This is a genomic window from Dorea formicigenerans, from assembly GCF_025150245.1.
GTDB classification, from domain to species: Bacteria; Bacillota; Clostridia; order Lachnospirales; family Lachnospiraceae; genus Dorea; species Dorea formicigenerans.
The window spans coordinates 1,209,399-1,234,142 of sequence record NZ_CP102279.1; the positions used below are offsets into that span (position 1 = coordinate 1,209,399).

Consider the following 24,744-nt stretch of genomic DNA (forward strand, 5'->3'; position numbering starts at 1 on the left):
TGATTATAAAGTTTGATTATATGTAATCAAACTAGAGTCCACTAAATATAAGGCTTACAATAGATTTATTATACTATTTACCTTATATTTCGCCAGAAGCGCATCTTTTTTAATATGTATCAATGTCAATATCGATGGAGTGCGATACTTACATTCCAGGCTCAAGCTCTGCTTCTGCCATTTCTTCGGCTGCTTCAGATGCTTTCTCGTAAGTTCCGTTTTTCATACGAATGTGTTTGAAAATTGTTCCACCTACAAGTCCTGCAACACTTCCTCCGATAGCTGCGAACAGAAGAGCAAGTAATACATTCTGAACCGGGTTAAATGCAAATGGTGCTAACAGTCCAGGGATTGGAGATGCTGTACCAGGTGCATCGTTCACAATGTGGAATACTGCTGCTGAAATTCCGGCAAATCCACCTCCGAAGAAGTTAGAACCGTAAATCGGAATCGGGTTAGAAGTAACGATTGGAGCCTGTGTTAATGGCTCAAGCATAACGCCGATTACATTACCTTTGTTACCAAGTTTCAGTTTGTGGAATACAAGTCCATTTGTAAAGGATCCACCAAAACATGCGATGGCTGCAATACCCATTGGAAGACCGGTCAGTCCTAACATAGCTGTGAGCGCCATAGAACTAAGCGGCGATGTACAGATCATCTTCATCATTCCACCTAACAGGAATCCCATAACGATTGGAGACTGGTCTGTAGCAGCAGAAATAGTAGCACCAATGTGTGACAGAATCCATGTTACACCAGGATCAACAACTGTTACAATAATACGGGCAACTGGAGCAATTACAAGTGCTCCTGCAATAATGTTAATTCCAACAGGAAGTTTCTTTTCAATAATCGGAGCGATGAATCCGATGACATAACCTGCGATAAATCCAGGAAGGATTCCGAATCCACCAACAGCAACACCGGCTACAACTGCGAATAACGGGTTAGCACCCATTGCAATTGGAACAAGAGTAGCTGCGGCAACGCCGCCCATGCTTCCGGAGATATCTCCAACTTCACGTAAGAATGCAATGCCAATCAGATCACCGGAAATATACTTATGAATTGCTTCAACAAGGAATGTTGCAACGGCTGCGTCTGCCATACCGCCCATTGCAAGAGATCCTTTTGGCATCTTCAGACTGAAAATAGAGAAGACTGCCAGAGTGACGAGTAGTAAACCTACACCAGATAAAATTGTTACCATACTTTGTACCTCACATTTCTTTGATTTGTTATTTTAATAACATCGCCGTGTTTATTGATGAGATTAATATATAAGCATGGTTACAAAAAGTATCAAATGGTGTCAAAATACCATTAAAAATTTAACAAATCGTGATAACTTTGTGCATTATTGACAATAAGAGGCCAATGCGTTCAAAAACTGCTTAATCCTTACATTGCCGTGTTTATCAGTCTTTCCACGTATAAAATCCATTTCCCTGCGAACCTGCTCAAAATTGTATAATGTGCTGGAATAGTCTACAAAAATTTCGTTACTATAATCTTCAAGACCAAGGTGAGCCAGGTTTACAAGGCCATTAAATGCTGTTCTGCGTATGCGCTGCTCCATAGATTTCGGTGTATCACAGAAGCGGCTGCACAGATCGCTAACTGTCAGTGAGTCAGCATGATCCTGGTGGTCGACCAGATATTTGACGATAGAAATAATATCTTTACTGCCAATATCCCCGATAATACCGATTCTTGTAAGGATTGTGCGAAGGGAATTCTCAATCTGCTCACTATTGTCAGGTACAGTCACAGTTGCAGGGCTGGTATCTTCCATAAAAATGTTTTGCATTTTGCGGACCATTCGTTTCATAGATAAGCCATCGGAAACTTTTTTGATGACAGCTTCTACTTCCACACTATTAATTGGTTTCTGGATAAAGAATTCAATCCCGGCTTCATAAGCAGAAGCAATCATATCTTTGGAGGACACTTGAGACAGCATAATATAAGATGCATCTGGTACTATTTTTCGAGCCTGTTTTACAAAGCTGATTCCGTCCATCTCAGGCATGAGCAGATCTACAATTACAATATCCGGTTTAGCTGAAGGAAGATCTTCCAGTGCTTCAGCCGCATTATTAGCACTGCCGCAACATACCCCAAGTCCTCGTTCATTTATAATTAGTTTCAAAATGTTACAAATATTTTTGTCATCGTCTATAAAATAGAAAGACATCATTTTGACATTACCTCCAATTCATTTAAAGGAATGCAGATGGTAAAAACTGTCCGACCAGGAACAGAGGTCAGACCAATTGTTCCATGTAATTCCCCTTCTACAAGATCTTGTACCAGATTCAGCCCGAGTCCCCGGCTGACTTCCCCTGTCTGGAAATTAATTTTGGTTGAGAATCCAGTCTTAAATACTTCTCCTATGTATTCAGCCGGAATTCCCGGACCGTCATCAGTAACGGTAAAAATAGCCTGCCCATCTTCGATGACCTCTGTGACAGAAAGATTAACTGTGTCAGTCTTCGAAGCTTCCAAAGCATTTACAAAAAGGTTACGGAAGATGGAAAGAAGGGCATAGTGGCTGGAAGTATAGAAATTTTTCTGATATTCATAAGTAAGATTCAGTGTCTTTCTCTGTGATTCCGCCAGATTGGTGATGGAAGATTTTAAAAGGGAGAGCACTTCTTCCAGATACATACCGTCATTTTCCAGTTCCTGTTCCAGTGCTTCGGAAATTCCACGCATGATCAACAGATATTCTTTCTTTATCTCGTGAATATCTTTTGCAGTAGTAAGCGCAGAAGAGGCAAGGGCAGGATCGGCACCTGAGTCACGCAGTGTTTCAAAGAGCCGGTAAGAATTATTCATAGTTTCTTCGATTAATGTAGTATTTTTCTTCATCCAGACAATTTCCCCATTGAGTTTGGAGAAGAGAAGTACCAGTTTCTGATAACGTTCCTCATGTTCTTTCTTAATTAAAAAGATCCGGTATTTTTCAAAGAGCAACATGACAAGCCATGTGAGACAGGAACGCATAACAGCAGCCAGAAAGATTCCGGACTGCATGTGAAGCACAAGGGAACTGAGTTCCAGTCGTACGAGAAGCTCGATAAAGTTTGCTAAATAATCAATCAGAATCAGAGCTCCCAGTGTCAGGTTCCGCTTTTCATGAATAGCAGCCGACAAATGATCAAACCGTCTGATATACAGATGTAGAAGAAGTCCGTAGCAAAGATAGAAAGCTATCTCCGGCATATAGTGAGAAGGACTCGTCCAGTGCCCGTGGGTGATCCAGTAGACGATCATACGCATAGAAAATACACCGATTGCGGATAAAAATGTAACCGGAATCAGTGGGAAATTGGACATTAATAATCCACAAGCGGCCAGAATAACGACTGCAATGGATATTTTAAAGTTTGCTGTGAACCAGTTAATACTGAGCTGCGAAGTTAAAGCAATTGCGAAACTGTAAAATATAGATTTTTTCAATATATCTTTCATAATATATACCACACCCTATACCTAATATAGTACAGGAAAAAAGAAGACTGCGCAAGTATTAAAAATACCCACGCAGTTTTTCAATAGCGCTCTTTTCGATTCTGGATACATAGGAGCGGGAGATGCCAAGAAGCTTTGCAATTTCGCGCTGTGTATATTCTTCTTCGTTATACAGACCATAGCGCATTTTTAAGACCAGACGTTCCCGGGTGGATAATTTAGACTCTACGTGTTGATATAATTTCAAAATATCATCTTTTTCCTCGATTTTCCGGTGGGCCTCCTGATCGTCTGTCTCAATTACATCGAAAAGCTGGATTTCGTTGCCTTCCCGGTCCGTGCCGATTGGTTCATAAAGGGAGACTTCCCGAGAAGTTTTTTTTCTGGCACGCAGATGCATCAGAATTTCATTTTCAATACAGCGTGCAGCGTAAGTTCCGAGACGAACATTTTTTCCCGGATTAAATGTAACGACTGCTTTGATTAGCCCGATGGTGCCAATGGAAAGCAAATCTTCAGCTTCTTCTACATTTGCCTGATATTTTTTGACAATATGAGCTACGAGCCGGAGATTATGCTCAATCAGGATATGCTTGGCATTTAAGTCGCCCTCGATATATTTTTGCAGGTAATACTGTTCTTCAGAAGCAGTCAGGGGAAGGGGGAAAGATTTCAAGAAATGCACCTCGAGACAGATTTGATATAGTTTATGATGGAAAATGAAAATTTGTGCTTTTCCCATGTGGAAAAGTGTGCTATACTGAGGCTACTTCAGACAGGAAATTCTTCCGTCTGCAGGAGATCTGTTGTATCGGGCGGTATCCGCCGGAGAATCCAACGATTTTGATTGAGATTGATTGTTATTAATTGTTACCTGATTATCGAAAAAATTTATGAGTGACTGAACATGAAAATGTGAATAAAAAGTATAGTTCAGTTAGAAATGAGGTGTATGAATGGCATTTAGTTCAATTGCGTCTGCCTGTGTTCAGGGACTTCATATTGAAGTGATTCATGCAGAATCAGATGTCAGTAATGGTCTTCCGATGTTCCATATGGTGGGATATCTTTCGTCGGAAGTGAAGGAGGCTGCTGAGCGGGTGCGGACTGCGATCCGTAACAGTGGATTTTCGCTTCCACCTAAGAAAATCGTAGTAAATCTGTCGCCGGCAACGGTGAAAAAGAAAGGAGCATCTTATGATCTTCCAATCGCATTATCTGTATTAGAAGCTGTTGGCAATATTCCGGCAAAAGCGCTGGAGAGAGTTCTTGTAGCCGGGGAACTTAGTCTGGACGGGAAAGTACGTGAAGTAGAGGGAGTTCTGCCAATCGTTCTGGAGGCAAAGATGCAGGGATTTCACACATGTATTTTGCCCGAAAAAAATGTAAGAGAAGGGCGTCTTGTTCCGGGAATTCGTATTATAGGTGCCGGGACATTGGAACAATTGTGCCGGGATTTAAATAAGAAGGAAGGGTTAGGGGGAAAAATATCAGAGACGAAAGCAATCACTGAGTTTAAACAGATATGGGAACCGGAGATGTTATATGATGTGGATTACAGTGATATCTGTGGACAGGATATGGTGAAGCGGGCGGTTGAAGTTGCAGTAGCGGGTGGTCATAATCTGTTGCTTGTAGGTCCGCCGGGAAGCGGAAAATCCATGGTGGCAAAGCGGATCCCGACCATCTTACCGCCGATGCAGTTGGAAGAGAGTATGGAGGTGACAAAGATTTACAGCGTGGCAGGGATGGTAGACCGGGAATATCCGTTGATTACAAAACGTCCATTTCGAAGTGTACATCATACGGTAACGAGAGCAGCACTTATTGGTGGTGGTGTGATACCGAATCCGGGGGAAATCAGTCTTGCACATGGAGGTGTCTTATTTCTAGATGAACTGGCGGAATTCCGTAAGCCAGTGCTGGAAGTTTTAAGACAACCTTTGGAGGAACATAAAATCCGGATTTCCAGAAACAGTGGATGTTATGAGTATCCGGCTGATTTTATGTTGATTGCGGCAATGAATCCGTGTCCTTGTGGAAATTATCCGGATTTGAACAAATGTAATTGTACAAAAACGCAGATTCAAAATTATCTGGGTCATGTAAGCCAGCCTTTTTTAGATCGTATGGATTTATGTGTAGAGGCTTCAAGGGTAGAATACGGGGAATTACACAAGACTGGAAAAGAGGAAACATCAGCAGAAATACGTAACCGTGTCTGCACGGCGAGAAAAATCCAGGAGCAGCGTTATGAGGGGACCGATATCCGGACAAACTCCGGAATCGGAGTACGGCAGATGGAAGAATTTTGCCAAATTGGAGAAAAAGAAGAAAAACTGATGCGATGTGCATTTTCAACGATGAATCTGACTGCCCGGACTTATCATAAAGTATTGAAAGTCGCCAGAACGATCGCTGATCTGGACGGGGAAGAACAGATTGGATGCAGCCATCTGAAAGAGGCGCTTGGATACCGTATGCTGGATAAAAAATACTGGGGGAGGTAATGTGGGTGATTTATGAATACTGGTTTGCCAGGATGAAAAATATCTCTGATAGTAAGAAGAAAAAACTAAGAGAGGCATATGGCTCTGCAAAAGAGATATATTATATAGAAGAAACTCAACTCAGATTACAGAATTTCCTGACAAAAAAGGATATAGAACAGCTGAAAATGGCGAGAAAGCAGAAAGATTTAGAAGAAAAATATTATAATATGGAAGAAAAAGGAATTGATTTTGTACCGTATTTTCAAAAAACATATCCGAAACGGTTGTCGGAGCTTGACACTGCACCGTATGCGCTTTATGTAAAAGGGAAACTGCCGGAAGAAGACCGGCCTTCGGTAGCGATTATCGGAGCAAGAAGATGTAGTAATTATGGGGAAGGGCAGGCGCTGGAATATGGGAAATGTCTGGCATCAGCCGGGGTACAGATTATCAGTGGTCTTGCACTTGGTATTGACGGGGCCGGACAACGGGGTGCGCTAAATGGAGGGGGAACAACTTATGGCGTGTTAGGCTGCGGTGTGGACATTTGTTATCCGAGAGAAAATATCGGTCTGTATATGGATATTCAGAGAGAAGGAGGGATAATTTCGGAGCAAATACCAGGAGAACCACCTATGTCATATCATTTTCCGCTGAGAAATCGTATCATCAGTGGATTGGCAGATGTAGTGCTTGTGATGGAAGCGAAAGAAAAAAGCGGATCTTTGATTACCACAGATATGGCACTGGAACAGGGGAGGGACGTATATGCTCTTCCAGGGCCTGTCACAAGTACTCTTAGTCAGGGGTGCCACAGGCTGATCAGACAAGGTGCGGGCATATTAATCTCGCCGGAAGAATTCCTGAAAGAACTGCAGATTGAGGTTTCTGAAAACTCTACAGAATTATTAAAAAATGAAAAAATGCTTGAAACAACAGAAAAAGTGGTGTATAGTTGTCTCGATTTGTTCCCCAGAAATGTAAGTGAGATTCAGGTGAAGACCGGGCTTGATGCACGGATTCTTATGGAGACACTTATGACGCTGGAGATGGAAGGATATATAAAAGAAACGGCAAAGAATTATTATGTCAGAATGTCAGATGTGAGATGAAACATTTGCATTTGAACGAAAATAGTGTACGGGAATTTGCCCGATACAGATAACATGGAGGTTAGATACAGATATGGCACGATATCTCGTGATAGTGGAGTCACCGGCAAAGGTGAAAACAATCAAAAAGTTTCTGGGAAGTAATTATGTGGTGGCTGCGTCAAATGGACATGTCAGAGATCTTCCGAAAAGTCAGCTTGGTGTAGATGTGGAGAATGACTACGAACCGAAGTATATTACGATACGTGGAAAAGGTGAGATCCTTGCAAATCTCAGAAAAGAAGTGAAAAAAGCAGATAAAGTTTATCTCGCAACTGACCCGGACCGCGAAGGAGAGGCGATTTCCTGGCATCTGAGTAAAGCATTGAAACTGGAGGATAAGAAAGTTTATCGTATTAGCTTCAATGAAATCACCAAGAATGCGGTGAAGGCATCTCTTAAGAACCCGCGGGATATCGATATGGATCTGGTGGATGCACAGCAGGCGAGACGTGTGCTGGACCGTGTGGTTGGATACCGCATCAGTCCCCTCCTCTGGGCCAAAGTAAAGAGAGGTTTAAGTGCCGGTCGTGTGCAGTCTGTAGCGCTTCGCATTATAGCAGATCGTGAGGCGGAAATCGATGCATTTATTCCAGAGGAATACTGGACTCTGGATGCAGAGCTGAACGTAAAAGGTGAGAGAAAGCCTCTGATCGCGAAGTTCTACGGAACAGAGAAAGAGAAGATGACGATTGAGTCGAAAGAACACTTGAATAAGATTTTAAAGGAGCTTGATGGTGCGGACTATGAAGTGAGTGAAATCAAAAAAGGAGAGCGTACAAAAAAGGCACCGGTCCCATTTACGACAAGTACACTGCAGCAGGAAGCTTCCAAAGCTTTGAATTTTGCAACCTCCAAGACGATGCGTATTGCGCAGCAGCTTTATGAAGGAGTTGATGTCAAGGGAAGTGGAACCGTGGGTATTATCACATATCTTCGTACGGATTCTACCCGTATTTCCGAAGAGGCAGATGCGAATGTAAGAAGCTATATTGGAGAGCAGTATGGCAGTCAGTATGTGGCAGCAGAAGGCACCAGGAAAAGTGGCAGTCAGAAGATTCAGGATGCTCATGAGGCAATTCGTCCGACGGATGTTACCCGCACTCCGGCTATGTTGAAGGATTCCTTGTCCCGTGACCAGTTCCGCCTGTATCAGCTGATCTGGAAACGTTTTGTTGCAAGCCGTATGATGCCTGCAGTTTATGAGACCACTTCTGTAAAAATCGCAGCAGGAAAATATCGTTTCAATGTTGCAACATCAAAGATTGCATTTGAAGGATTCCGTCTGATCTATACGGAGGCGGGAGAAGAAAAAGACGAGAAGGGTGTGCTTTTAAAGGGACTGGATGAGAACAGTGAACTTTCTCTGGAACAGTTTGACAGTAAGCAGCATTTTACACAGCCGCCGGCACACTACACAGAGGCGTCTCTTGTAAAGACTTTGGAGGAGCTGGGAATCGGACGCCCAAGTACTTATGCACCGACAATTACATTGATTATAAATAGAAGATACGTTGCGAAGGAAAATAAAAACCTTTATATGACAGAACTTGGAGAAGTTGTTAATAATATAATGATGCATTCATTCCCAAGTATTGTGGATGTCAGTTTTACAGCAAATATGGAAAGTCTTCTGGACGGTGTTGCGGAAGGAAAAGTCAGATGGAAGACGATTATTGAAAATTTCTATCCGGATTTGGACGCAGCCGTGAAAAAAGCGGAAGAAGAACTGGAAGAGGTAAAAATCGAGGACGAAGTAACGGATGTAATCTGTGAAGAATGTGGCAGAAACATGGTTATCAAATACGGTCCGCATGGAAAATTCCTGGCATGTCCGGGATTCCCGGAATGTCGGAATACAAAGCCGTATCTGGAAAAGATTGGTGTAAAATGTCCGATGTGCGGAAAAGATGTAGTAATTCGCAAAACGAAGAAGGGAAGACGCTATTACGGTTGTGAAAATAATCCGGAATGTGAGTTCATGTCCTGGCAAAAACCGTCTGAAAAGAAGTGCCCTCAGTGTGGAAATTATATGGTAGAAAAAGGAAATAAACTTCTTTGCAGCAATGAACAATGTGGTTACACTGAAAGTATAAAAAAAGAGAAAGAAAATTAAGGAAATTTATTGAATAAGCGTGAATTGTATGATAATATACACTCATAGATGGAGGAATTGCATATGGGCGTACAATTATTAGATAAAACTAGAAAAATCAACAAATTACTACACAACAATAATTCGAGCAAGGTTGTATTTAATGACATTTGTGATGTCTTGACTGAGATACTGGAGTCAAATGTTCTGGTAGTCAGTAAAAAAGGAAAGGTGCTTGGAAAAAGTCGGTGCCTGAATGTACAGCCGATTGGAGAACTGATTGCCTGTGAGGTTGGCGAGCATATTGATGGTATGTTGAACGAGAGATTGCTTAGTATCTTATCAACAAAGGAGAATGTAAATCTTCAGACACTGGGATTTTCTGCTGAGGCAAGCGGAGGATATCAGGCAATCATCACGCCAATCAATATTGCAGGAGAGCGTCTCGGAACATTGTTCATTTACAAAGTAGATAAACCGTATGAGATTGATGATATCATTCTCAGCGAGTATGGAACAACAGTTGTAGGACTGGAGATGCTCCGTTCTGTTAACGAAGAAAGTGCAGAGGAGACAAGAAAAGAACACATTGTACAGTCTGCGATCAGTACATTATCTTATTCAGAACTTGAAGCGATCATTCATATTTTTGATGAGCTGGATGGCTCAGAGGGAATTCTGGTTGCAAGTAAGATTGCAGACAGAGTTGGAATCACCCGTTCTGTAATTGTAAATGCTCTGCGCAAGTTTGAAAGTGCAGGCGTGATTGAATCTCGTTCATCAGGAATGAAAGGAACTTATATCAAAGTTGTAAATGATTATGTATTTACAGAACTGGAGCACATCAAGGAAGAAAAGAACAGAGGTTAAACTTTGAAAAATCGGAGGATGGACAACATGTATGAAGAGTGTCCGGCGCTGCTTCAGATGACGCGGACGTTTTTGGAAGATGGAGAAAAAGATGAAATCATTCATCATTGTAAAGTAATCCGGTATGATCCGGAAGAAGAGAACATATACTTAATTGCAGGAAAATCAGATATCACAAGTTTTTTGCTGGATGGAGTATATAGATGTACGATCAATAGTGAAAAAAAAGAAATCTGGTGCCAGGGCGTCATACGTGAAAGATACTGTAATAAAGTCGGAAAAGTCTTAGTATTTCGTGTACAAAACGGCTTTTATGAAAAAAATATAAACAAGATAAAATAAATAAAAGAGTGTTGACAAAAGAGAAAGAGAGTGCTATTTTATACCTAGAGTTTTTAATAGCACTCTCTTTTTATGAGTGCTAACAACATAAAAGAGATGTTAAAGCAAGGAGGAATAAATATGAAATTAGTACCATTAGGAGACAGAGTCGTATTGAAACAGATCGTGGCTGAGGAGACTACAAAGTCAGGAATCGTATTACCTGGACAGTCTAAAGAAAAACCACAGCAGGCAGAAGTTGTGGCAGTCGGACCAGGCGGAACTGTTGATGGAAAAGAAGTGAAGATGAACGTAACAGTAGGACAGCAGGTTATCTATTCTAAATATGCAGGAACATCTGTTGAGATTGAAGACGAAGAATATATTGTTGTGAAACAGGATGATATTTTAGCAATCATCGAATAAGGAATGTTTGTTAATTTTAAATATTTTGTGTGAAATCAGTAAAGTCTAATTTAGGAGGCAGTTTAATCATGGCAAAGGAAATTAAATACGGAGCAGAAGCAAGAGCAGCCCTGGAAGCAGGAGTAAATCAGTTAGCAGATACAGTAAGAGTGACACTTGGACCAAAAGGACGTAACGTAGTACTTGACAAATCATTTGGTGCACCACTGATTACAAATGATGGTGTTACAATCGCAAAAGAAATCGAGTTAGAAGATCCATTTGAGAATATGGGAGCTCAGATCATCAAAGAAGTTGCATCTAAAACAAATGATGTAGCAGGAGATGGTACAACAACAGCTACTGTACTTGCACAGGCTATGGTACATGAAGGAATGAAGAACCTGGCAGCAGGTGCTAACCCGATCATTCTCCGTAAAGGAATGCAGAAAGCTACAGATGCAGCCGTTGAGGCAATTAAGAACATGTCCAGCAAAGTTAACGGTAAAGACCAGATCGCTAAGGTTGCAGCTATTTCAGCAGCAAGCGAGGAAGTAGGCCAGATGGTAGCAGATGCTATGGAGAAGGTTTCTAACGATGGTGTTATCACAATCGAAGAATCTAAGACAATGAAAACAGAGCTTGACCTTGTAGAAGGAATGCAGTTCGATCGTGGATACATTTCTGCATATATGGCAACAGATATGGATAAGATGGAAGCTAATCTGGAGGATCCATATATTCTGATCACAGATAAGAAAATCAGCAACATTCAGGAAATCCTTCCAGTACTTGAGCAGATCGTTCAGTCAGGATCCAGACTTCTGATCATTGCAGAGGATGTTGAGGGTGAAGCTCTTACAACCCTGATCGTAAATAAACTGCGTGGAACATTCAATGTTGTTGCTGTAAAAGCACCTGGATATGGTGACAGAAGAAAAGAGATGCTCAAAGACATCGCTATTCTGACAGGCGGACAGGTAATTTCCGAGGAGCTTGGATTAGAGCTGAAAGATACTACTATGGATCAGCTTGGACGTGCAAAATCAGTCAAAGTACAGAAAGAGAATACAGTTATCGTAGACGGCTGTGGAGACAAAGATTCCATCCAGGCAAGAGTTGCTCAGATTAAAGCTCAGATTGAGGATACAACATCTGAATTCGATAAAGAAAAACTTCAGGAGAGACTTGCAAAACTGGCAGGCGGAGTTGCAGTAATCCGTGTCGGAGCAGCAACAGAAGTTGAGATGAAAGAAGCAAAACTTCGTATGGAAGATGCTCTGGCAGCAACAAGAGCAGCAGTAGAAGAAGGAATTATCTCTGGTGGCGGTTCTGCATATATCCATGCAGCAAAAGAAGTAGCAAAATATGCTGCAACACTGGAAGGTGATGAAAAGACAGGAGCTAATGTAGTTCTCAAAGCACTGGAGGCTCCATTATTCCACATTGCTGCAAATGCAGGACTGGAAGGCTCTGTTATTATCAATAAAGTATCTGAGTCTGAACCAGGCGTAGGATTTAACGCATTGACAGAAGAGTATGTAGATATGGTAGAGGCAGGAATCCTTGATCCGGCTAAAGTAACAAGAAGTGCACTTCAGAACGCAACAAGTGTAGCATCTACGCTTCTGACAACAGAGTCTTGTGTAGCGAACATCAAAGAAGATACTCCGGCAATGCCAGCAGGCGGCGGAGCAGGCATGGGAATGATGTAAGAATAGTGTATTAGCAATTCTAATAATCATAGATTAGTATTATGAAAACTCCCCCTTTAGGGAGTTTTCTTTTTAATACAATTTGTGGTAAAATAGAGAAAATGGTTGACAAATGCCGACTGTTTTTTGTATCATAGCTTTTAAATATTACAAAGGAAAGTGAGGATAATAATCATGGGAAAGATTATTGGAGAAGGTATTACATTTGATGACGTACTTTTAGTACCAGCTTATTCAGAAGTAATTCCGAATCAGGTTGATCTGTCAACATATCTGACAAAGAAGATCCACCTTAACATACCGATGATGAGTGCAGGTATGGATACGGTTACAGAGCATCGTATGGCAATTGCTATGGCTCGTCAGGGAGGAATCGGTATCATTCATAAGAATATGTCTATTGAGGCTCAGGCTGAAGAGGTAGACAGAGTAAAGCGTTCTGAGAATGGTGTTATTACAGATCCATTTTATCTTTCACCGGATCATACACTGGCAGATGCTAATGAATTAATGGCTAAATTCCGCATTTCAGGTGTGCCGATCACAGAGAACGGAAAGCTGGTCGGTATTATCACGAACCGCGATCTGAAATTTGAGGAAGATTTCTCGAAGAAGATCAAAGAGTCTATGACTTCTGAGGGGCTCATCACAGCACCGGAAGGAATTACACTGGAGGAAGCGAAACGGATCCTTGCAAAAGCAAGAAAAGAGAAACTTCCAATTGTAGATAAGGATTTTCACTTAAAAGGACTTATTACAATTAAAGATATTGAAAAACAGATCAAATACCCTCTTGCAGCAAAAGATTCACAGGGACGTCTTCTTTGTGGTGCTGCTATTGGTATTACAGCAAACTGTATTGAGAGAGCTCAGGAGCTTGTCAATGCAAAGGTTGATGTTGTTGTTCTTGATTCTGCACACGGACATTCAGCAAATGTTATCCGCACAGTGGATATGATCAAGTCTAAATTCCCGGATCTTCAGGTTATTGCTGGTAACGTTGCAACAGGAGCGGCTACAGAGGATCTGATTAAAGCAGGAGCTGATGCAGTTAAGGTTGGTATCGGACCTGGATCTATCTGTACAACACGTATCATCGCAGGTATCGGTGTGCCTCAGATTTCAGCAGTTATGGATTGCTATGAAGCAGCAGATAAATATGGAATTCCGATTATTGCTGATGGAGGAATCAAGTACTCAGGAGATATGACAAAGGCAATTGCAGCCGGAGCAAATGTATGTATGATGGGAAGTATCTTTGCAGGTTGTGACGAGAGCCCAGGAACATTTGAGTTATATCAGGGAAGAAAATACAAGGTTTACCGTGGTATGGGATCTATCTCCGCTATGGAGAACGGAAGTAAAGACCGTTACTTCCAGACAGATGCCAAGAAACTGGTACCGGAAGGTGTCGAAGGACGTGTCGCTTACAAGGGAAGCGTAGAAGATACTGTATTCCAGTTAATGGGAGGTCTTCGTTCCGGTATGGGTTACTGTGGAGCACCGACAATCGAAGATCTGAAGGAAAAAGGAAGATTTGTCAAGATTTCTTCTGCATCATTAAAAGAGAGTCACCCACATGACATCCACATCACAAAAGAAGCTCCGAACTACAGCGTAGACGAGTAAGATCAGCAATTCACTGGTGAGTTGCTTTTGCATTGAAAGATAGAATTTGTGGCTGAGTGAACAGCAGATAATAAAATTCATAAATTAATAAGAATTCATTCATAAAATGTTTCGCTGGAATATGTAGAATATATATCAGATGAGTGATGACTCCACCTCTATAGGTGGCGGGCAGCAAGAATGCCTGGGGCATTCTTGAATCAGAAAAAGGCGGGGCAAAGAACGTGCAGATGAAGAGGAACAGAAAAAGAAGAACTCTAAGCACGACAAAGAAGAAAAGAAAGACCCAGCGGAATATCCGGCTGGGTTTTCTTATTCTTGGAATTGTGCTAGTGGTCATGTTGATTATAAAAATAAATAATCCGGGATTTTTTTCCAATAAGTATTATGAGGTGGATACGAAAGCAGTGGATGCATCAAAGCCTGATATTGACGTGGAGCTTCTGACACCGAATCCATATTCCAGATCGCAGGAGAAGACAGACAAGATTACAGGGATTGTTATTCACTATACAGCTAATCCTGGAGCAACGGCTATAGGTAACCGGAATTATTTTGAAGGGTTAAAAGACAGTCACGAGACGAAAGCCAGCAGTAATTTCGTGGTGGGACTGAACGGGGAGATCGTGCAGTGTATTCCGACCTGGGAAGTGGCGTATGCATCGAATGACAGGAATTATGATACAGTATCCATCGAATGTTGCCATCCGGATGCGACTGGAAAGTTTAATGATGCGACTTATCGTTCTATGGTCCAACTGACAGCGTGGCTTTGTCTGAAGTTCAACCTGACAGAAGAAGATGTGATCCGCCACTATGATGTGACTGGGAAAATTTGTCCGAAATATTTTGTGGAAAATGAAGGCGCATGGGATCAGTTCCGGAAAGATGTAAAGTCAGCTATGGCGATGAACAAGAATCCGGAATAGGAATGAATAGAAAAAATAAGGCAGTTGCGAAATAAGATAATTGTTGGTATAATACACCCGGTAAGACAGAAAAGAAGTGGATAAAGAGGCCACATTTGACACAGGAGTAATATACGATGAATGATTTGGAAATGTACAGAGAGAGTCTGGCGCTTTGTGATGATAAGATTATTGATGCACTTGTTGAAAGAAGTAAAATAGTAGAAAAAATCATGGCATATAAAGAGGAATATGGTATGCCGATTTTACAGCCGCAGCAGGAGGCAAAACAGGCCTTGAGACTGGAAGAAAAGCTGAATGATAATAAGTACAGAGAAGAGATTATGGATATCTTTGAATGTATCCGTATGAACAGCAAGAAGATTCAGGCAAGAAAGTTATTCGATTACAATATTGTAATGATCGGATTTATGGGAGCTGGAAAATCAACAGTGGCAGAGTATTTAAGTACCATGTTTGCCATGGAAGTTGTAGAGATGGATCAGGAAATTGTGAAAGAGGAAGGAATGAGCATTCCGGATATTTTTGCAACTTATGGCGAAGAATATTTCCGTAACTGTGAGACAGAACTCCTAAAGAAAATGCAGAGCCGCAAAAATGTACTCATTTCCTGCGGAGGCGGAGTTGTACTTCGAGAATGCAATGTAGAACAGATGAAGAAGAATGGAAGAGTAGTTCTTCTGACTGCCAGTCCGGAGGAAGTTTATGAGCGCGTGAAAGATTCCGACGACAGACCGGTTCTCGCAGGACGGAAGAATGTAAAAGGTATTGCAGAATTGATGGAGGCACGTCGTGAAAAATATGAGGCAGCCGCCGATATTATTGTCAATACGGATCACAAGACTGTTCTTCAGGTGTGTGAAGAGTTAGTACAGAGACTGACAGAAATGGATGGAGAGTAATGTTTGACAGATTTTTCCCGGATAGATATGTGGCTTCCACATATGTGATTGATTTTGAAAAATTATATGAAGAAGGATATCGTGGCCTGATCTTTGATATTGACAATACACTTGTACCGCATGGAGCACCGGCTGATGCGAGGGCAATCGCACTCTTTGACAGATTAAAAAAGATTGGATTTAAATGTTGTCTCATTTCCAATAATCAGGAGCCGCGTGTAAAGATGTTCAATGAGCCGATTCAAGTAGATTATGTGTACAATGCGCACAAGCCATCAACAAAGAATTACCGGAAGGCTATGGAGATTATGGGAACTGATGAGACAAACAGTGTGTTTATCGGAGATCAGTTATTTACGGATGTCTGGGGCGCAAAAAGAACGGGGATTTCCAATATTCTTGTGAAACCGATTCACCCAAAAGAAGAGATTCAGATTGTGCTGAAGAGATATTTGGAGAAGATTGTGTTGTATTTTTATGCAAGAAGTAAGAAACAGGCGAAAAAATAGTTGAAAAAAGGCACAATCTATTATAAAATGGTAAAAGTGAAAACGTATAAAGTGCCATTCGGGTGCGATTAAGGAGGATATATACAATGGCTGATGCTTATATTGAAAAAGGTACGACGTATGAGATCGACGGAAAGGTATATGAATGTCTGGAATTCTTACATGTAAAACCAGGTAAAGGTTCTGCTTTCGTCCGTACAAAACTGAAAGATGTTATCAACGGTGGTGTTGTTGAGAGAACATTTAACCCATCTAAAGATGTATTAAAGAAAGCATTTATCGAGAGAAAGACAATGCAGTATTCCTATGTTGACGGAAACCTGTATTACTTCATGGACAACGAGACATTCGAGCAGATTCCGGTTGATTCTGAGGATGTTGGAGATAGCTTGAAGTTCGTAAAAGAAGGAACAGACGTAACTCTGAAATCATATCAGGGTAAAGTATTTGCAATTGACCCACCGACAACTGTTGAGCTTCTGATCACAGAGTCTGAGCCGGGCGTAAAAGGTAACACAGCAACAGGTGCTACAAAACCGGCTATCGTTGAGACTGGTGCGCAGGTTATGGTTCCTCTGTTCGTTAATGAGGGAGAGGTCATCAAGATTGATACACGTTCCGGCGAGTATCTTTCAAGAGCATAAGCTTAAGGAAAACATAAGAAAAACAAACGACAAAAGCCTTGCATTTTTTGCAGGGCTTTTTTATAATTCTAATACCATAATATTTGAAACACAGAAACTGCTGCTGTCTGAGGAAAGGAGATATATGGATTATAAGCAGTTTTTAGAGACAGTAGAGAAAAAAGTAAGAGAGAACATGGGGACACACATCAGAGTCAGCACACGTACCGTGAAGAAGAATAACGGAACCGAGCGGAGCGGGCTTCTGATTGAGGATGACAGTACGAATATTTCACCGACCATCTATCTGGAAGAATATTATCAACAGTTCCTTAGTGGCAAAGGAGTTGATAAGATTGCAAAAGAAGTGGCCGATTTGTATGAGGATTTGAAAGTTGACCGGCCGTGGGATGAGCAGAAGCTTGGAGAATACGACAAAATCAAGGAAAAAGTGATTTATCGTCTGATTGGTCGTGAGGCAAATGAAGAACTCCTTCAGGAAGTGCCATATGTGCCATATCTTGATCTGGCAATTATCTTTTGTGTACTTTTTGAAGCAGGAGATTATGGCATGGCGACAATGATGATCCGTAACCGGCATCTGAAACTGTGGCATGTGACAAAAGAGGACATTTATCATCAGGCAAGATATAATACATGGCATGAACTTCCGGGAGAATTTCTGACTATGAGTGATCTGATTGCGGAACTTACAGGAATAAAGGAGAAATGTCCGGAAGAACCTATGTATGTATTGACGAATCAGATACGCAATTATGGAGCATCAGCAATTCTGTATCCAGACAGACTTGCAGGTATCAGTTTATGTCTTAAAGAGAATTTCTATGTGGTTCCAAGTAGTGTCCATGAGATGATCATAGTGCCGGAGAGTGCTTCGCCGGGACGGAGAATGCTGACAGAGATGTTACGAGAAGTCAATGAGACACAGGTACCGGACGAAGATATTTTGTCAGATCATGTTTATTATTATGACAGAAAAGAACGGAGATTGCGATTATAAGAAAAGTGAAGAGCAGTCAATGCAAGTAGCGAAAGATAATCTATGATATAGAAGAGTATTATAATTGGTGTATGGGAGCGCCAGCGGTCAAGAATGCCGAAGGCGCTCTTGCTATAATGTTATAATGATTCGAATTGTGTAGAAAATTATCTCATGTATTTACTTTACTTTGTGAGATAAATGTGTTACTATTACAAAGTCAAATTGACCAGGCACCCGTAGCTCAGGGGATAGAGCACCGCCCTCCGGAGGCGGGAGCGGCGGTTCGAATCCGCCCGGGTGTGTATGAATAACGAGTACTGATGTGTGGAGGAGATCTATGAAGAGAAGGTGGATTGTCCTCCTGCTTCTTTTTATGATGATAGGAGCAGCGGGGTATGGATTTACCAGAGAAGAAGCACAGAAGGTACAAAAGACAAGTTCGTTGAAGATACAGGCTGTTTATCTGGAATGTGAATCGGAAGAGGCAAATCCGCTTTTGGAAGATGCAGTTTTGGAAGTGAATCGGGCAGTGGAAGAACACTTTGCGAAGATGCAGGAAGAGACAGGCTATGTAGAAGCTTATCATAATCTGCATGTGTATACAAAGGAAGGAAAAGATGCGGATACATATGTGACATTTGTGACATACGATATGAAAATCCGAGGGATTTATACAGAAGTACCAGGACTTGCAACATTTTATGCAAAAAAAGAAAAGGACAAGATGCAGGTAATCTCAGATCCAAAAGAGAGTGACGTACAGAGATACATTGCAAGACTTACGAAACACCAGGATGTTCAGAATCTGTTCCGGAAAGTGAATGAGGAGTATAATGGAGCACTTCAGTCCGATGCACTTTTGCGGGAGGCGTTGAGCGAATTGCAGAATGCATATGGAAGTACGGAAGATAACGGTTAAATATTTTAGAAATAGAGAAGTATGCTGTCAGAAGCATGCTTCTTTTTTAAATTTATAGATTTGACAAGATTTCATCACAATTCGAACACATTTAAACGATACAATCTATTACAGAAATGAAGGAAAGGAGATTATTGATATGGAAAATCAATATACTTATTATAAACCAGAACCTGATGACATGAATGGTATGAACGAGGAAACGCCAAAGCCAAAAAAGAACCGAAAGGTGCCAAAACCAGTGAAACTTGTATGCGCCGGAGTTGCATTTGGGCTTGTGGCAAGTGTAACATTCCAGACAGGAAATTATGTGGGAACAAAAGTGTTCGGCACAACAACTACAAACGGTAAGACTGCCAAGACAGCACAGACAGTGGATGGTGCGAAACTAACAACATCATCAAGCAGTACAGGAACTTCCGATATTGCATCGATTGCAAAGAATGCAATGCCATCTATCGTATCTATTACGAATATGAGCGTTCAGGAAGTACAGAGTTTCTTCGGAGGAACACAGCAGCAGGAGAGTACAAGTGTCGGATCTGGTATTATTATCGGCCAGACAGATAGCGAACTCCTGATCCTTACAAATAATCATGTAGTGGAAGGCAATGAAAAGCTTACAGTTTCTTTTGTGGATAATGAAAGTGTTGAGGCTAATGTAAAAGGAACTGATTCCACAAAAGATCTTGCAGTTGTGGCTGTCAAGATCAGCGATGTGAAAGATTCTACTATGGATGAGATCGCAGTTGCGACAATGGGAGATTCCAGTAAGCTTGAGGTAGGTGAACAGGTCGTCGCAATCGGTAATGCACTTGGTTATGGACAGTCTGTAACATCAGGTATCGTATCTGCAACGGAGCGGACACTGGACGGTTATGAAGGAGGTACTCTGATTCAGACAGATGCAGCAATCAACCCTGGTAACAGTGGCGGAGCACTTTTGAACTCTAACGGTGAAGTTATTGGAATTAATACCGCAAAAGTTGCAACAGACAGTGTAGAAGGTATGGGCTATGCTATACCAATTTCTGATGCAAGCGATACGATCCAGAATTTGATGAATCAGGAGACAAAGACAAAAGTGTCTGAGGCAGAACAAGGATATCTTGGAATCCAGGGTGTAGATGTCTCGGATGAAAGTGCCAAGATGTATAATATGCCTACTGGAGTTTATATTTCCGATGTTGTAAAGAATGGTGGAGCCCAGCAGGCAGGTCTGACAAAAGGCAGTGTTATTACAGGACTTGAGGGAACCACAATCAGCGATATGAATTCACTGAAAGAACAGCTTCAGTATTATCGTGTGGGTGATAAAGTCAAGGTAACCGTACAGGTTCCTGGAAATAATGGCGAATATACTGAAAAAACTGTCGAAGTAACACTTGGAAGTAAATCATAAAAATGATATAATTGTCCCCATAGGAGGGACAGGACTATGTATACATTTGATGAAATTGAAAAGACAGACAGCGAAATAGCAGATGCGATCAAGGCAGAGATGGAAAGACAGAACTCACACATCGAGCTGATCGCATCTGAAAACTGGGTAAGTAAAGCAGTCATGGCGGCCATGGGAAGTCCGCTGACGAACAAATATGCAGAGGGGTATCCGGGAAAGAGATATTATGGCGGCTGCCAGTGTGTAGATGTTGTAGAGAATCTTGCCAGAGACAGAGCAAAAGAGTTATTTGGCTGTGAGTATGCAAATGTTCAGCCACATTCAGGAGCACAGGCAAACCTGGCAGTATTTTTTGCAATGCTGGAGCCGGGAGATAAAGTAATGGGAATGAATCTGGATCACGGCGGACATCTGACACACGGCTCACCGGTCAATATTTCCGGAAAATATTTTAATATTGTGTCCTATGGTGTCAATGAACAAGGCGTGATCGATTATGATAATGTAAGAGAGATCGCTTTGAGAGAAAGGCCGAAGTTAATTGTCGCAGGAGCAAGTGCTTACGCGAGAACAATTGATTTTAAAAAATTCCGTGAGATTGCAGACGAAGCAGGCGCATATCTGATGGTAGATATGGCTCATATTGCAGGTCTTGTTGCAGCAGGACTGCATCCAAGCCCGATTCCATATGCTCATGTGACAACGACAACGACTCACAAGACTCTTCGTGGACCAAGAGGAGGTATGATCCTGTGTAACCAGGAGGCAGCAGATAAGTTCAACTTTAACAAAGCTGTATTCCCGGGAATACAAGGCGGACCATTGGAACATATTATTGCGGGAAAAGCAGTATGCTTCAAAGAGGCATTACAGCCAGAGTTTAAAGAATATCAACAGCAGATTCTGAAAAATGCACAGGCACTCTGCAAAGGATTACAGTCCCGTGGCGTGAAAATCATTTCCGGAGGAACAGACAATCATCTGATGCTTGTAGATCTTCGCGATGAAGAGGTGACGGGAAAAGAGCTGGAGCGTCGTCTTGATGAAGCTCATATTACCTGCAACAAGAATACAATTCCGAACGATCCACGTTCACCATTTGTTACAAGTGGTGTAAGACTCGGAACACCAGCCGTTACAACAAGAGGCATGGTAGAAGAGGATATGGATGTGATTGCGGAAGGTATTGCACTTGTGATTAAGAGTGAGGATAATATTGAAAAAGTACGCGAGATGGTAAAAGGTCTGACTGACAAATATCCATTGATCTAAGAGATAGATAACAGGAGGTATTGATGATGAAGTGTCCAACATGTGGCGGACCATTGAAACCAAGCAAAAAAGATCCGGATTATCTGCTTTGCTATACATGTAAGAAAAAATTTAAAGTTCCACAGCATCAGGCGAAAGATGTGGCTCCGAAAACAGAGCGTATGTCTGCGAAGAAAGAGGCTGGTAGAAGAGATAGTGCGAAAAAAGATAGCGCAAGAAAAGAGAATGTAAAGAAGGAACGTTCTGTAAGAGAACAGAAGTATTCCAATATTCCACCAAAGGAAGTACGTGATAAGCGGGAACGAGAGATGAAAAAAGCGTATGATGACATGCTTTCTGTTGAGGAAGAGAAGGTGTCTAAAGCACCGATTATTATTCTTGCGATTGCAATTATCGTAGTGGCAGCAGTTATTGTGTATATGTTATTAAAGTAAGATGTAAAAGCTGAAAATTTTCTTTAGGAGCCTTTCCTGAATTTTTTACAGAAACTGAGAGTGTGGATGATCCACACTCTCATTATTATTTTGCAGGAGACTGCGTATACTTTCGGAAGGTATCGTTGGACATTTTTGGCTAATTGAATTAAGAATTAAGATTTAAGATCAAATTCAGGATTAATTGCATAGAAGTTCTTACTATCCAAGTGATCCTGGATGATTCTGAGACTTTCGCCAAATCTTTGGTAATGTACGATTTCACGTTCTCTGAGAAAACGAATCGGATCGCAGACTTCAGGATCTTTTACAAGCCGTAAAATATTGTCATAAGTCGTTCGTGCTTTTTGCTCTGCTGCAAGGTCTTCATGTAGATCTGTGATAGGATCACCTTTTGACTGAAATGTTGTTGCGCTCCAAGGTGTGCCGCTGGCTGCCTGAGGCCAAAGTGCTAACGTGTGGTCAACATAATATTGGTCGAATCCAGATTCCTTTAATTGTTCAGGTGTCAGGTCGCGGGTAAGTTGGTGCACAATGGCGCAGATCATCTCGAGATGGGCAAGTTCTTCAGTACCTATATCTGTCAGTGTTCCTGTTACTTCCTTATATGGCATCGTGTATCGTTGAGAGAGATATCTCATAGATGCGCCTAATTCTCCATCAGGTCCACCATATTGCGTAAGTATAATCTGTGCGATTTTTGGGTTTGTTTTTGTGATTTTCACCGGATACTGTAATCTTTTTTCATAATTCCACATAGACTAGCACCCTCCTTCCTGCCACGGCCACGGTGTATCAATCCATTTCCACTTATCAGCAGGAGTACACATGGTATCCAGTGTCAATGGACCATAATACTTTGCATATTCCTGAAGTGCCTGCATTCTTTGATTTTTAAATTCCTCGTAAAATTCTAAGGCTTCTGTGTTACATGGGTGAGTGTCCAGAAACAATTTTGTATCATCGCATACAAAACTCACAGTGTTGATCCAGTCCAGAAGCTCTGCTTTGCAAGGTCTGTTATCTGCCATTTTGACAACCTCCTATTCCACGGAAAGGTTTATCCAGATCCTGAAAAATAGTTCCTCTTCGTAATCCTTTTTCAGCCTCATAAATATTTCGCCATTTCGTCCATGGTACATAGGCCATAGTCACAGGCATTTGATCTAATGCTATACCTGCACATAATTCTCGACTGGAATCTGGCTGTCTCATACAGCCTCTGGAATTTCCTGATGAGCGATAACGGTAATTTTGCATTTTCCATATTCCTTTCATAACTGATTGCACTATCATATTATGTTTCAATCTGAAAAACTGTGAATTTACTGTACTCATGAATTATCTGTTGTTTTTGAAAGCGTGTCCCGTTATAATAGAAACGATTGGAGAGTATAAAAAATGGCAGAAAGAAAAAAGAAAAAAAGAAATACAAGGAATGTTAAGAGTGCAGACCAGTATTTTGACTACAGTATGTTGGCTGTTCTGATTTTTTTGATTTGTTTTGGATTGGTAATGCTATTTAGTACCAGTTCTTATAGTGCCCTGATAAAACAAGGGGACAGTATGTTCTATTTAAAGCGCCAGTTGATTTTCTGTGTGGTTGGTTTTTTGGGAATGATAATCGTATCAACAATAGATTATCATTACTATATTAAATTGGCGAAACCGTTGTATTGGTTTTCAATCTTTCTGATGGCGTTAGTTAAGACGCCGCTTGGAAAGACGGTCAATGGAGCGAGAAGGTGGTTGAGACTTCCGGGAAATCAGCAGTTCCAGCCGGCAGAGGTTGCAAAAATCGCAGTAATTTTGTTTATACCGGTAGTGATTATTGAACTTGGTAAAGAGGCAAAGACCCTGAATGGTATTTTGAAGACACTGGCTTGGGGTGGATTCAACGCTGCGTGCGTATATATTCTTACAGATAACCTAAGTACAGGTATGATTGTACTTGGAATTACATGTATTCTTATTTTTGTTATGCACCCTAAGACGAAACCGTTTCTGATGCTTGTTGGAGCCGGTGTGGTAGTGGCCTCAGTTGGAGTGTTTGTTTTGTCGAAGACTCTGGAGACAAGTACAAGCTTCCGACTTCGCCGTGTCATTGCATGGCTGCATCCGGAAAAATATGCTTCAGACGGAAGTTACCAGACTTTGCAGGGACTGTACGCAATCGGTTCTGGCGGATTCTTTGGAAAAGGGTTAGGAAACAGTGCTCAGAAAATGATTATTCCAGAGGTGCAAAATGACATGATTTTGTCAGCAATCTGTGAGGAACTGGGAGTGTTTGGTGTTATTATGATCCTTGTGATTTTTGGATTGCTTTTATACAGATTGTTGTTTATTGCCCAGAATGCGCCAGATGTGTATGGTTATATGATTGTAACTGGAATTTTTGCTCATATTGCACTTCAGGTCATATTAAATATAGCGGTTGTGACTAATGTTATTCCCAATACGGGAATTACATTACCGTTTATCAGTTATGGAGGTACGTCGGTTCTCTTCCTGATGGCAGAAATGGGAATAGCTCTTGGAGTATCAAGAAAAATTAAAATATAAATATTTCTTTTCTTTCTATAATAAATGTGCT

Annotated in this window: 25 protein-coding genes and 1 tRNA gene; 19 read left to right on the plus strand and 7 right to left on the minus strand. The window is 41.3% G+C overall.

Features of this window, described 5'->3' with window-relative positions; genetic code table 11:
* Nucleotides 1-148: 148 nt before the first annotated feature.
* The 4 genes from NQ560_RS05980 to sigK form a co-directional block, all read right to left on the minus strand.
* Nucleotides 149-1,213, minus strand: coding sequence for a PTS sugar transporter subunit IIC (locus tag NQ560_RS05980; RefSeq protein WP_005331666.1), 1,065 nt, complete (start codon nt 1,211-1,213; stop codon nt 149-151).
* A gap of 147 nt (nt 1,214-1,360) precedes the next feature.
* Nucleotides 1,361-2,203 (minus strand): response regulator, encoded by an 843-nt coding sequence (locus tag NQ560_RS05985; RefSeq protein ID WP_005331664.1) that lies wholly within the window; start codon nt 2,201-2,203, stop codon nt 1,361-1,363.
* Entirely contained in the window at nt 2,200-3,480 is a 1,281-nt protein-coding gene (locus tag NQ560_RS05990) for a sensor histidine kinase (protein ID WP_005331663.1), read from the minus strand. Before NQ560_RS05990 ends, NQ560_RS05985 begins: the two co-directional genes overlap by 4 nt.
* A gap of 58 nt (nt 3,481-3,538) precedes the next feature.
* Complete coding sequence (gene sigK / locus NQ560_RS05995; RefSeq protein WP_005337832.1) at nt 3,539-4,156, minus strand: RNA polymerase sporulation sigma factor SigK; 618 nt, start codon at nt 4,154-4,156, stop codon at nt 3,539-3,541.
* 280 nt (nt 4,157-4,436) lie between these two features.
* Here sigK and NQ560_RS06000 point away from each other — a divergent pair, with 280 nt between their 5' ends.
* From NQ560_RS06000 to NQ560_RS06085, 18 genes are all read left to right on the plus strand, one after another.
* Nucleotides 4,437-5,990 carry a YifB family Mg chelatase-like AAA ATPase gene (locus tag NQ560_RS06000; protein WP_005331660.1) on the plus strand — a complete coding sequence of 518 codons (1,554 nt, stop codon included), beginning with the start codon at nt 4,437-4,439 and terminating at the stop codon, nt 5,988-5,990.
* Complete coding sequence (dprA, locus tag NQ560_RS06005) at nt 5,990-7,084, plus strand: DNA-processing protein DprA (RefSeq protein ID WP_005331659.1); 1,095 nt, start codon at nt 5,990-5,992, stop codon at nt 7,082-7,084. The genes NQ560_RS06000 and dprA overlap by 1 nt, the downstream gene beginning before the upstream one ends.
* A 73-nt stretch (nt 7,085-7,157) precedes the next feature.
* A complete protein-coding gene (gene topA / locus NQ560_RS06010; RefSeq protein WP_005331658.1) occupies nt 7,158-9,239 on the plus strand; it encodes a type I DNA topoisomerase in 2,082 nt (693 codons plus the stop codon).
* Nucleotides 9,240-9,302: 63 nt separating this feature from the next.
* A complete protein-coding gene (gene codY / locus NQ560_RS06015) occupies nt 9,303-10,088 on the plus strand; it encodes a GTP-sensing pleiotropic transcriptional regulator CodY (RefSeq protein ID WP_005337824.1) in 786 nt (261 codons plus the stop codon).
* A gap of 27 nt (nt 10,089-10,115) precedes the next feature.
* Nucleotides 10,116-10,430, plus strand: a complete 315-nt coding sequence (locus NQ560_RS06020) for a hypothetical protein (RefSeq protein WP_040015344.1) — start codon at nt 10,116-10,118, stop codon at nt 10,428-10,430.
* A 120-nt stretch (nt 10,431-10,550) separates the two neighbouring features.
* Complete coding sequence (locus NQ560_RS06025; protein ID WP_005337820.1) at nt 10,551-10,835, plus strand: co-chaperone GroES; 285 nt, start codon at nt 10,551-10,553, stop codon at nt 10,833-10,835.
* Nucleotides 10,836-10,903: 68 nt separating this feature from the next.
* The gene (gene groL, locus NQ560_RS06030; protein WP_005331654.1) at nt 10,904-12,529 is read left to right on the plus strand and encodes a chaperonin GroEL; all 1,626 of its coding nucleotides are present in this window, start codon (nt 10,904-10,906) and stop codon (nt 12,527-12,529) included.
* A 174-nt stretch (nt 12,530-12,703) separates the two neighbouring features.
* Entirely contained in the window at nt 12,704-14,158 is a 1,455-nt protein-coding gene (gene guaB, locus NQ560_RS06035; protein WP_005331653.1) for an IMP dehydrogenase, read from the plus strand.
* Between the two features lie 230 nt (nt 14,159-14,388).
* Nucleotides 14,389-15,087, plus strand: a complete 699-nt coding sequence (locus NQ560_RS06040) for a peptidoglycan recognition protein family protein (RefSeq protein ID WP_040015351.1) — start codon at nt 14,389-14,391, stop codon at nt 15,085-15,087.
* A gap of 116 nt (nt 15,088-15,203) precedes the next feature.
* Nucleotides 15,204-15,989 (plus strand): shikimate kinase, encoded by a 786-nt coding sequence (locus tag NQ560_RS06045; RefSeq protein ID WP_005331651.1) that lies wholly within the window; start codon nt 15,204-15,206, stop codon nt 15,987-15,989.
* A complete protein-coding gene (locus NQ560_RS06050) occupies nt 15,989-16,498 on the plus strand; it encodes a YqeG family HAD IIIA-type phosphatase (RefSeq protein WP_005331649.1) in 510 nt (169 codons plus the stop codon). The genes NQ560_RS06045 and NQ560_RS06050 overlap by 1 nt, the downstream gene beginning before the upstream one ends.
* An 86-nt stretch (nt 16,499-16,584) precedes the next feature.
* Nucleotides 16,585-17,142, plus strand: coding sequence for an elongation factor P (efp, locus tag NQ560_RS06055; RefSeq protein ID WP_005331647.1), 558 nt, complete (start codon nt 16,585-16,587; stop codon nt 17,140-17,142).
* Between the two features lie 124 nt (nt 17,143-17,266).
* On the plus strand, nt 17,267-18,142 hold the full coding sequence (locus NQ560_RS06060) for a DUF5688 family protein (protein WP_040015350.1): 876 nt from the start codon (nt 17,267-17,269) through the stop codon (nt 18,140-18,142).
* A gap of 212 nt (nt 18,143-18,354) precedes the next feature.
* Nucleotides 18,355-18,426 (plus strand) — tRNA-Arg (locus NQ560_RS06065).
* 35 nt (nt 18,427-18,461) lie between these two features.
* Nucleotides 18,462-19,043 carry a hypothetical protein gene (locus NQ560_RS06070; RefSeq protein WP_005331645.1) on the plus strand — a complete coding sequence of 194 codons (582 nt, stop codon included), beginning with the start codon at nt 18,462-18,464 and terminating at the stop codon, nt 19,041-19,043.
* 139 nt (nt 19,044-19,182) lie between these two features.
* Nucleotides 19,183-20,445 carry a S1C family serine protease gene (locus NQ560_RS06075; protein WP_005331644.1) on the plus strand — a complete coding sequence of 421 codons (1,263 nt, stop codon included), beginning with the start codon at nt 19,183-19,185 and terminating at the stop codon, nt 20,443-20,445.
* Between the two features lie 36 nt (nt 20,446-20,481).
* The gene (gene glyA, locus NQ560_RS06080) at nt 20,482-21,717 is read left to right on the plus strand and encodes a serine hydroxymethyltransferase (protein WP_005331643.1); all 1,236 of its coding nucleotides are present in this window, start codon (nt 20,482-20,484) and stop codon (nt 21,715-21,717) included.
* A 23-nt stretch (nt 21,718-21,740) separates the two neighbouring features.
* Nucleotides 21,741-22,151 carry a hypothetical protein gene (locus tag NQ560_RS06085; RefSeq protein WP_005331642.1) on the plus strand — a complete coding sequence of 137 codons (411 nt, stop codon included), beginning with the start codon at nt 21,741-21,743 and terminating at the stop codon, nt 22,149-22,151.
* Between the two features lie 155 nt (nt 22,152-22,306).
* Here NQ560_RS06085 and NQ560_RS06090 read toward each other — a convergent pair whose 3' ends face one another.
* Genes NQ560_RS06090 through NQ560_RS06100 form a run of 3 tightly spaced genes read right to left on the minus strand, consistent with a single transcriptional unit; the run spans nt 22,307 to nt 23,366 of the window.
* Nucleotides 22,307-22,909 carry a manganese catalase family protein gene (locus NQ560_RS06090; protein ID WP_005331641.1) on the minus strand — a complete coding sequence of 201 codons (603 nt, stop codon included), beginning with the start codon at nt 22,907-22,909 and terminating at the stop codon, nt 22,307-22,309.
* 3 nt (nt 22,910-22,912) lie between these two features.
* Complete coding sequence (locus tag NQ560_RS06095; protein WP_005331640.1) at nt 22,913-23,182, minus strand: spore coat protein CotJB; 270 nt, start codon at nt 23,180-23,182, stop codon at nt 22,913-22,915.
* Nucleotides 23,172-23,366, minus strand: coding sequence for a spore coat associated protein CotJA (locus tag NQ560_RS06100; protein WP_044911804.1), 195 nt, complete (start codon nt 23,364-23,366; stop codon nt 23,172-23,174). Before NQ560_RS06100 ends, NQ560_RS06095 begins: the two co-directional genes overlap by 11 nt.
* Before the next feature lie 186 nt (nt 23,367-23,552).
* Here NQ560_RS06100 and NQ560_RS06105 point away from each other — a divergent pair, with 186 nt between their 5' ends.
* The gene (locus NQ560_RS06105; protein WP_005331638.1) at nt 23,553-24,713 is read left to right on the plus strand and encodes an FtsW/RodA/SpoVE family cell cycle protein; all 1,161 of its coding nucleotides are present in this window, start codon (nt 23,553-23,555) and stop codon (nt 24,711-24,713) included.
* Nucleotides 24,714-24,744 lie beyond the last annotated feature (31 nt).

Coding starts and splice junctions, on each gene's coding strand:
- glyA (WP_005331643.1), top strand. CDS start 20,482: ATGTATACATTTGATGAAATTGAAAAGACAGACAGCGAAATAGCAGAT.
- NQ560_RS06050 (WP_005331649.1), top strand. CDS start 15,989: ATGTTTGACAGATTTTTCCCGGATAGATATGTGGCTTCCACATATGTG.
- guaB (WP_005331653.1), top strand. CDS start 12,704: ATGGGAAAGATTATTGGAGAAGGTATTACATTTGATGACGTACTTTTA.
- NQ560_RS06085 (WP_005331642.1), top strand. CDS start 21,741: ATGATGAAGTGTCCAACATGTGGCGGACCATTGAAACCAAGCAAAAAA.
- efp (WP_005331647.1), top strand. CDS start 16,585: ATGGCTGATGCTTATATTGAAAAAGGTACGACGTATGAGATCGACGGA.
- NQ560_RS06025 (WP_005337820.1), top strand. CDS start 10,551: ATGAAATTAGTACCATTAGGAGACAGAGTCGTATTGAAACAGATCGTG.
- NQ560_RS06040 (WP_040015351.1), top strand. CDS start 14,389: ATGAAGAGGAACAGAAAAAGAAGAACTCTAAGCACGACAAAGAAGAAA.
- NQ560_RS06020 (WP_040015344.1), top strand. CDS start 10,116: ATGTATGAAGAGTGTCCGGCGCTGCTTCAGATGACGCGGACGTTTTTG.
- NQ560_RS06070 (WP_005331645.1), top strand. CDS start 18,462: ATGAAGAGAAGGTGGATTGTCCTCCTGCTTCTTTTTATGATGATAGGA.
- NQ560_RS06075 (WP_005331644.1), top strand. CDS start 19,183: ATGGAAAATCAATATACTTATTATAAACCAGAACCTGATGACATGAAT.
- NQ560_RS06095 (WP_005331640.1), bottom strand. CDS start 23,182: ATGGCAGATAACAGACCTTGCAAAGCAGAGCTTCTGGACTGGATCAAC.
- codY (WP_005337824.1), top strand. CDS start 9,303: ATGGGCGTACAATTATTAGATAAAACTAGAAAAATCAACAAATTACTA.
- NQ560_RS06060 (WP_040015350.1), top strand. CDS start 17,267: ATGGATTATAAGCAGTTTTTAGAGACAGTAGAGAAAAAAGTAAGAGAG.
- NQ560_RS06105 (WP_005331638.1), top strand. CDS start 23,553: ATGGCAGAAAGAAAAAAGAAAAAAAGAAATACAAGGAATGTTAAGAGT.
- NQ560_RS05985 (WP_005331664.1), bottom strand. CDS start 2,203: ATGATGTCTTTCTATTTTATAGACGATGACAAAAATATTTGTAACATT.
- NQ560_RS06100 (WP_044911804.1), bottom strand. CDS start 23,366: ATGAGACAGCCAGATTCCAGTCGAGAATTATGTGCAGGTATAGCATTA.
- topA (WP_005331658.1), top strand. CDS start 7,158: ATGGCACGATATCTCGTGATAGTGGAGTCACCGGCAAAGGTGAAAACA.
- NQ560_RS06090 (WP_005331641.1), bottom strand. CDS start 22,909: ATGTGGAATTATGAAAAAAGATTACAGTATCCGGTGAAAATCACAAAA.
- NQ560_RS06045 (WP_005331651.1), top strand. CDS start 15,204: ATGAATGATTTGGAAATGTACAGAGAGAGTCTGGCGCTTTGTGATGAT.
- dprA (WP_005331659.1), top strand. CDS start 5,990: ATGTGGGTGATTTATGAATACTGGTTTGCCAGGATGAAAAATATCTCT.
- NQ560_RS06000 (WP_005331660.1), top strand. CDS start 4,437: ATGGCATTTAGTTCAATTGCGTCTGCCTGTGTTCAGGGACTTCATATT.
- groL (WP_005331654.1), top strand. CDS start 10,904: ATGGCAAAGGAAATTAAATACGGAGCAGAAGCAAGAGCAGCCCTGGAA.
- NQ560_RS05980 (WP_005331666.1), bottom strand. CDS start 1,213: ATGGTAACAATTTTATCTGGTGTAGGTTTACTACTCGTCACTCTGGCA.
- NQ560_RS05990 (WP_005331663.1), bottom strand. CDS start 3,480: ATGAAAGATATATTGAAAAAATCTATATTTTACAGTTTCGCAATTGCT.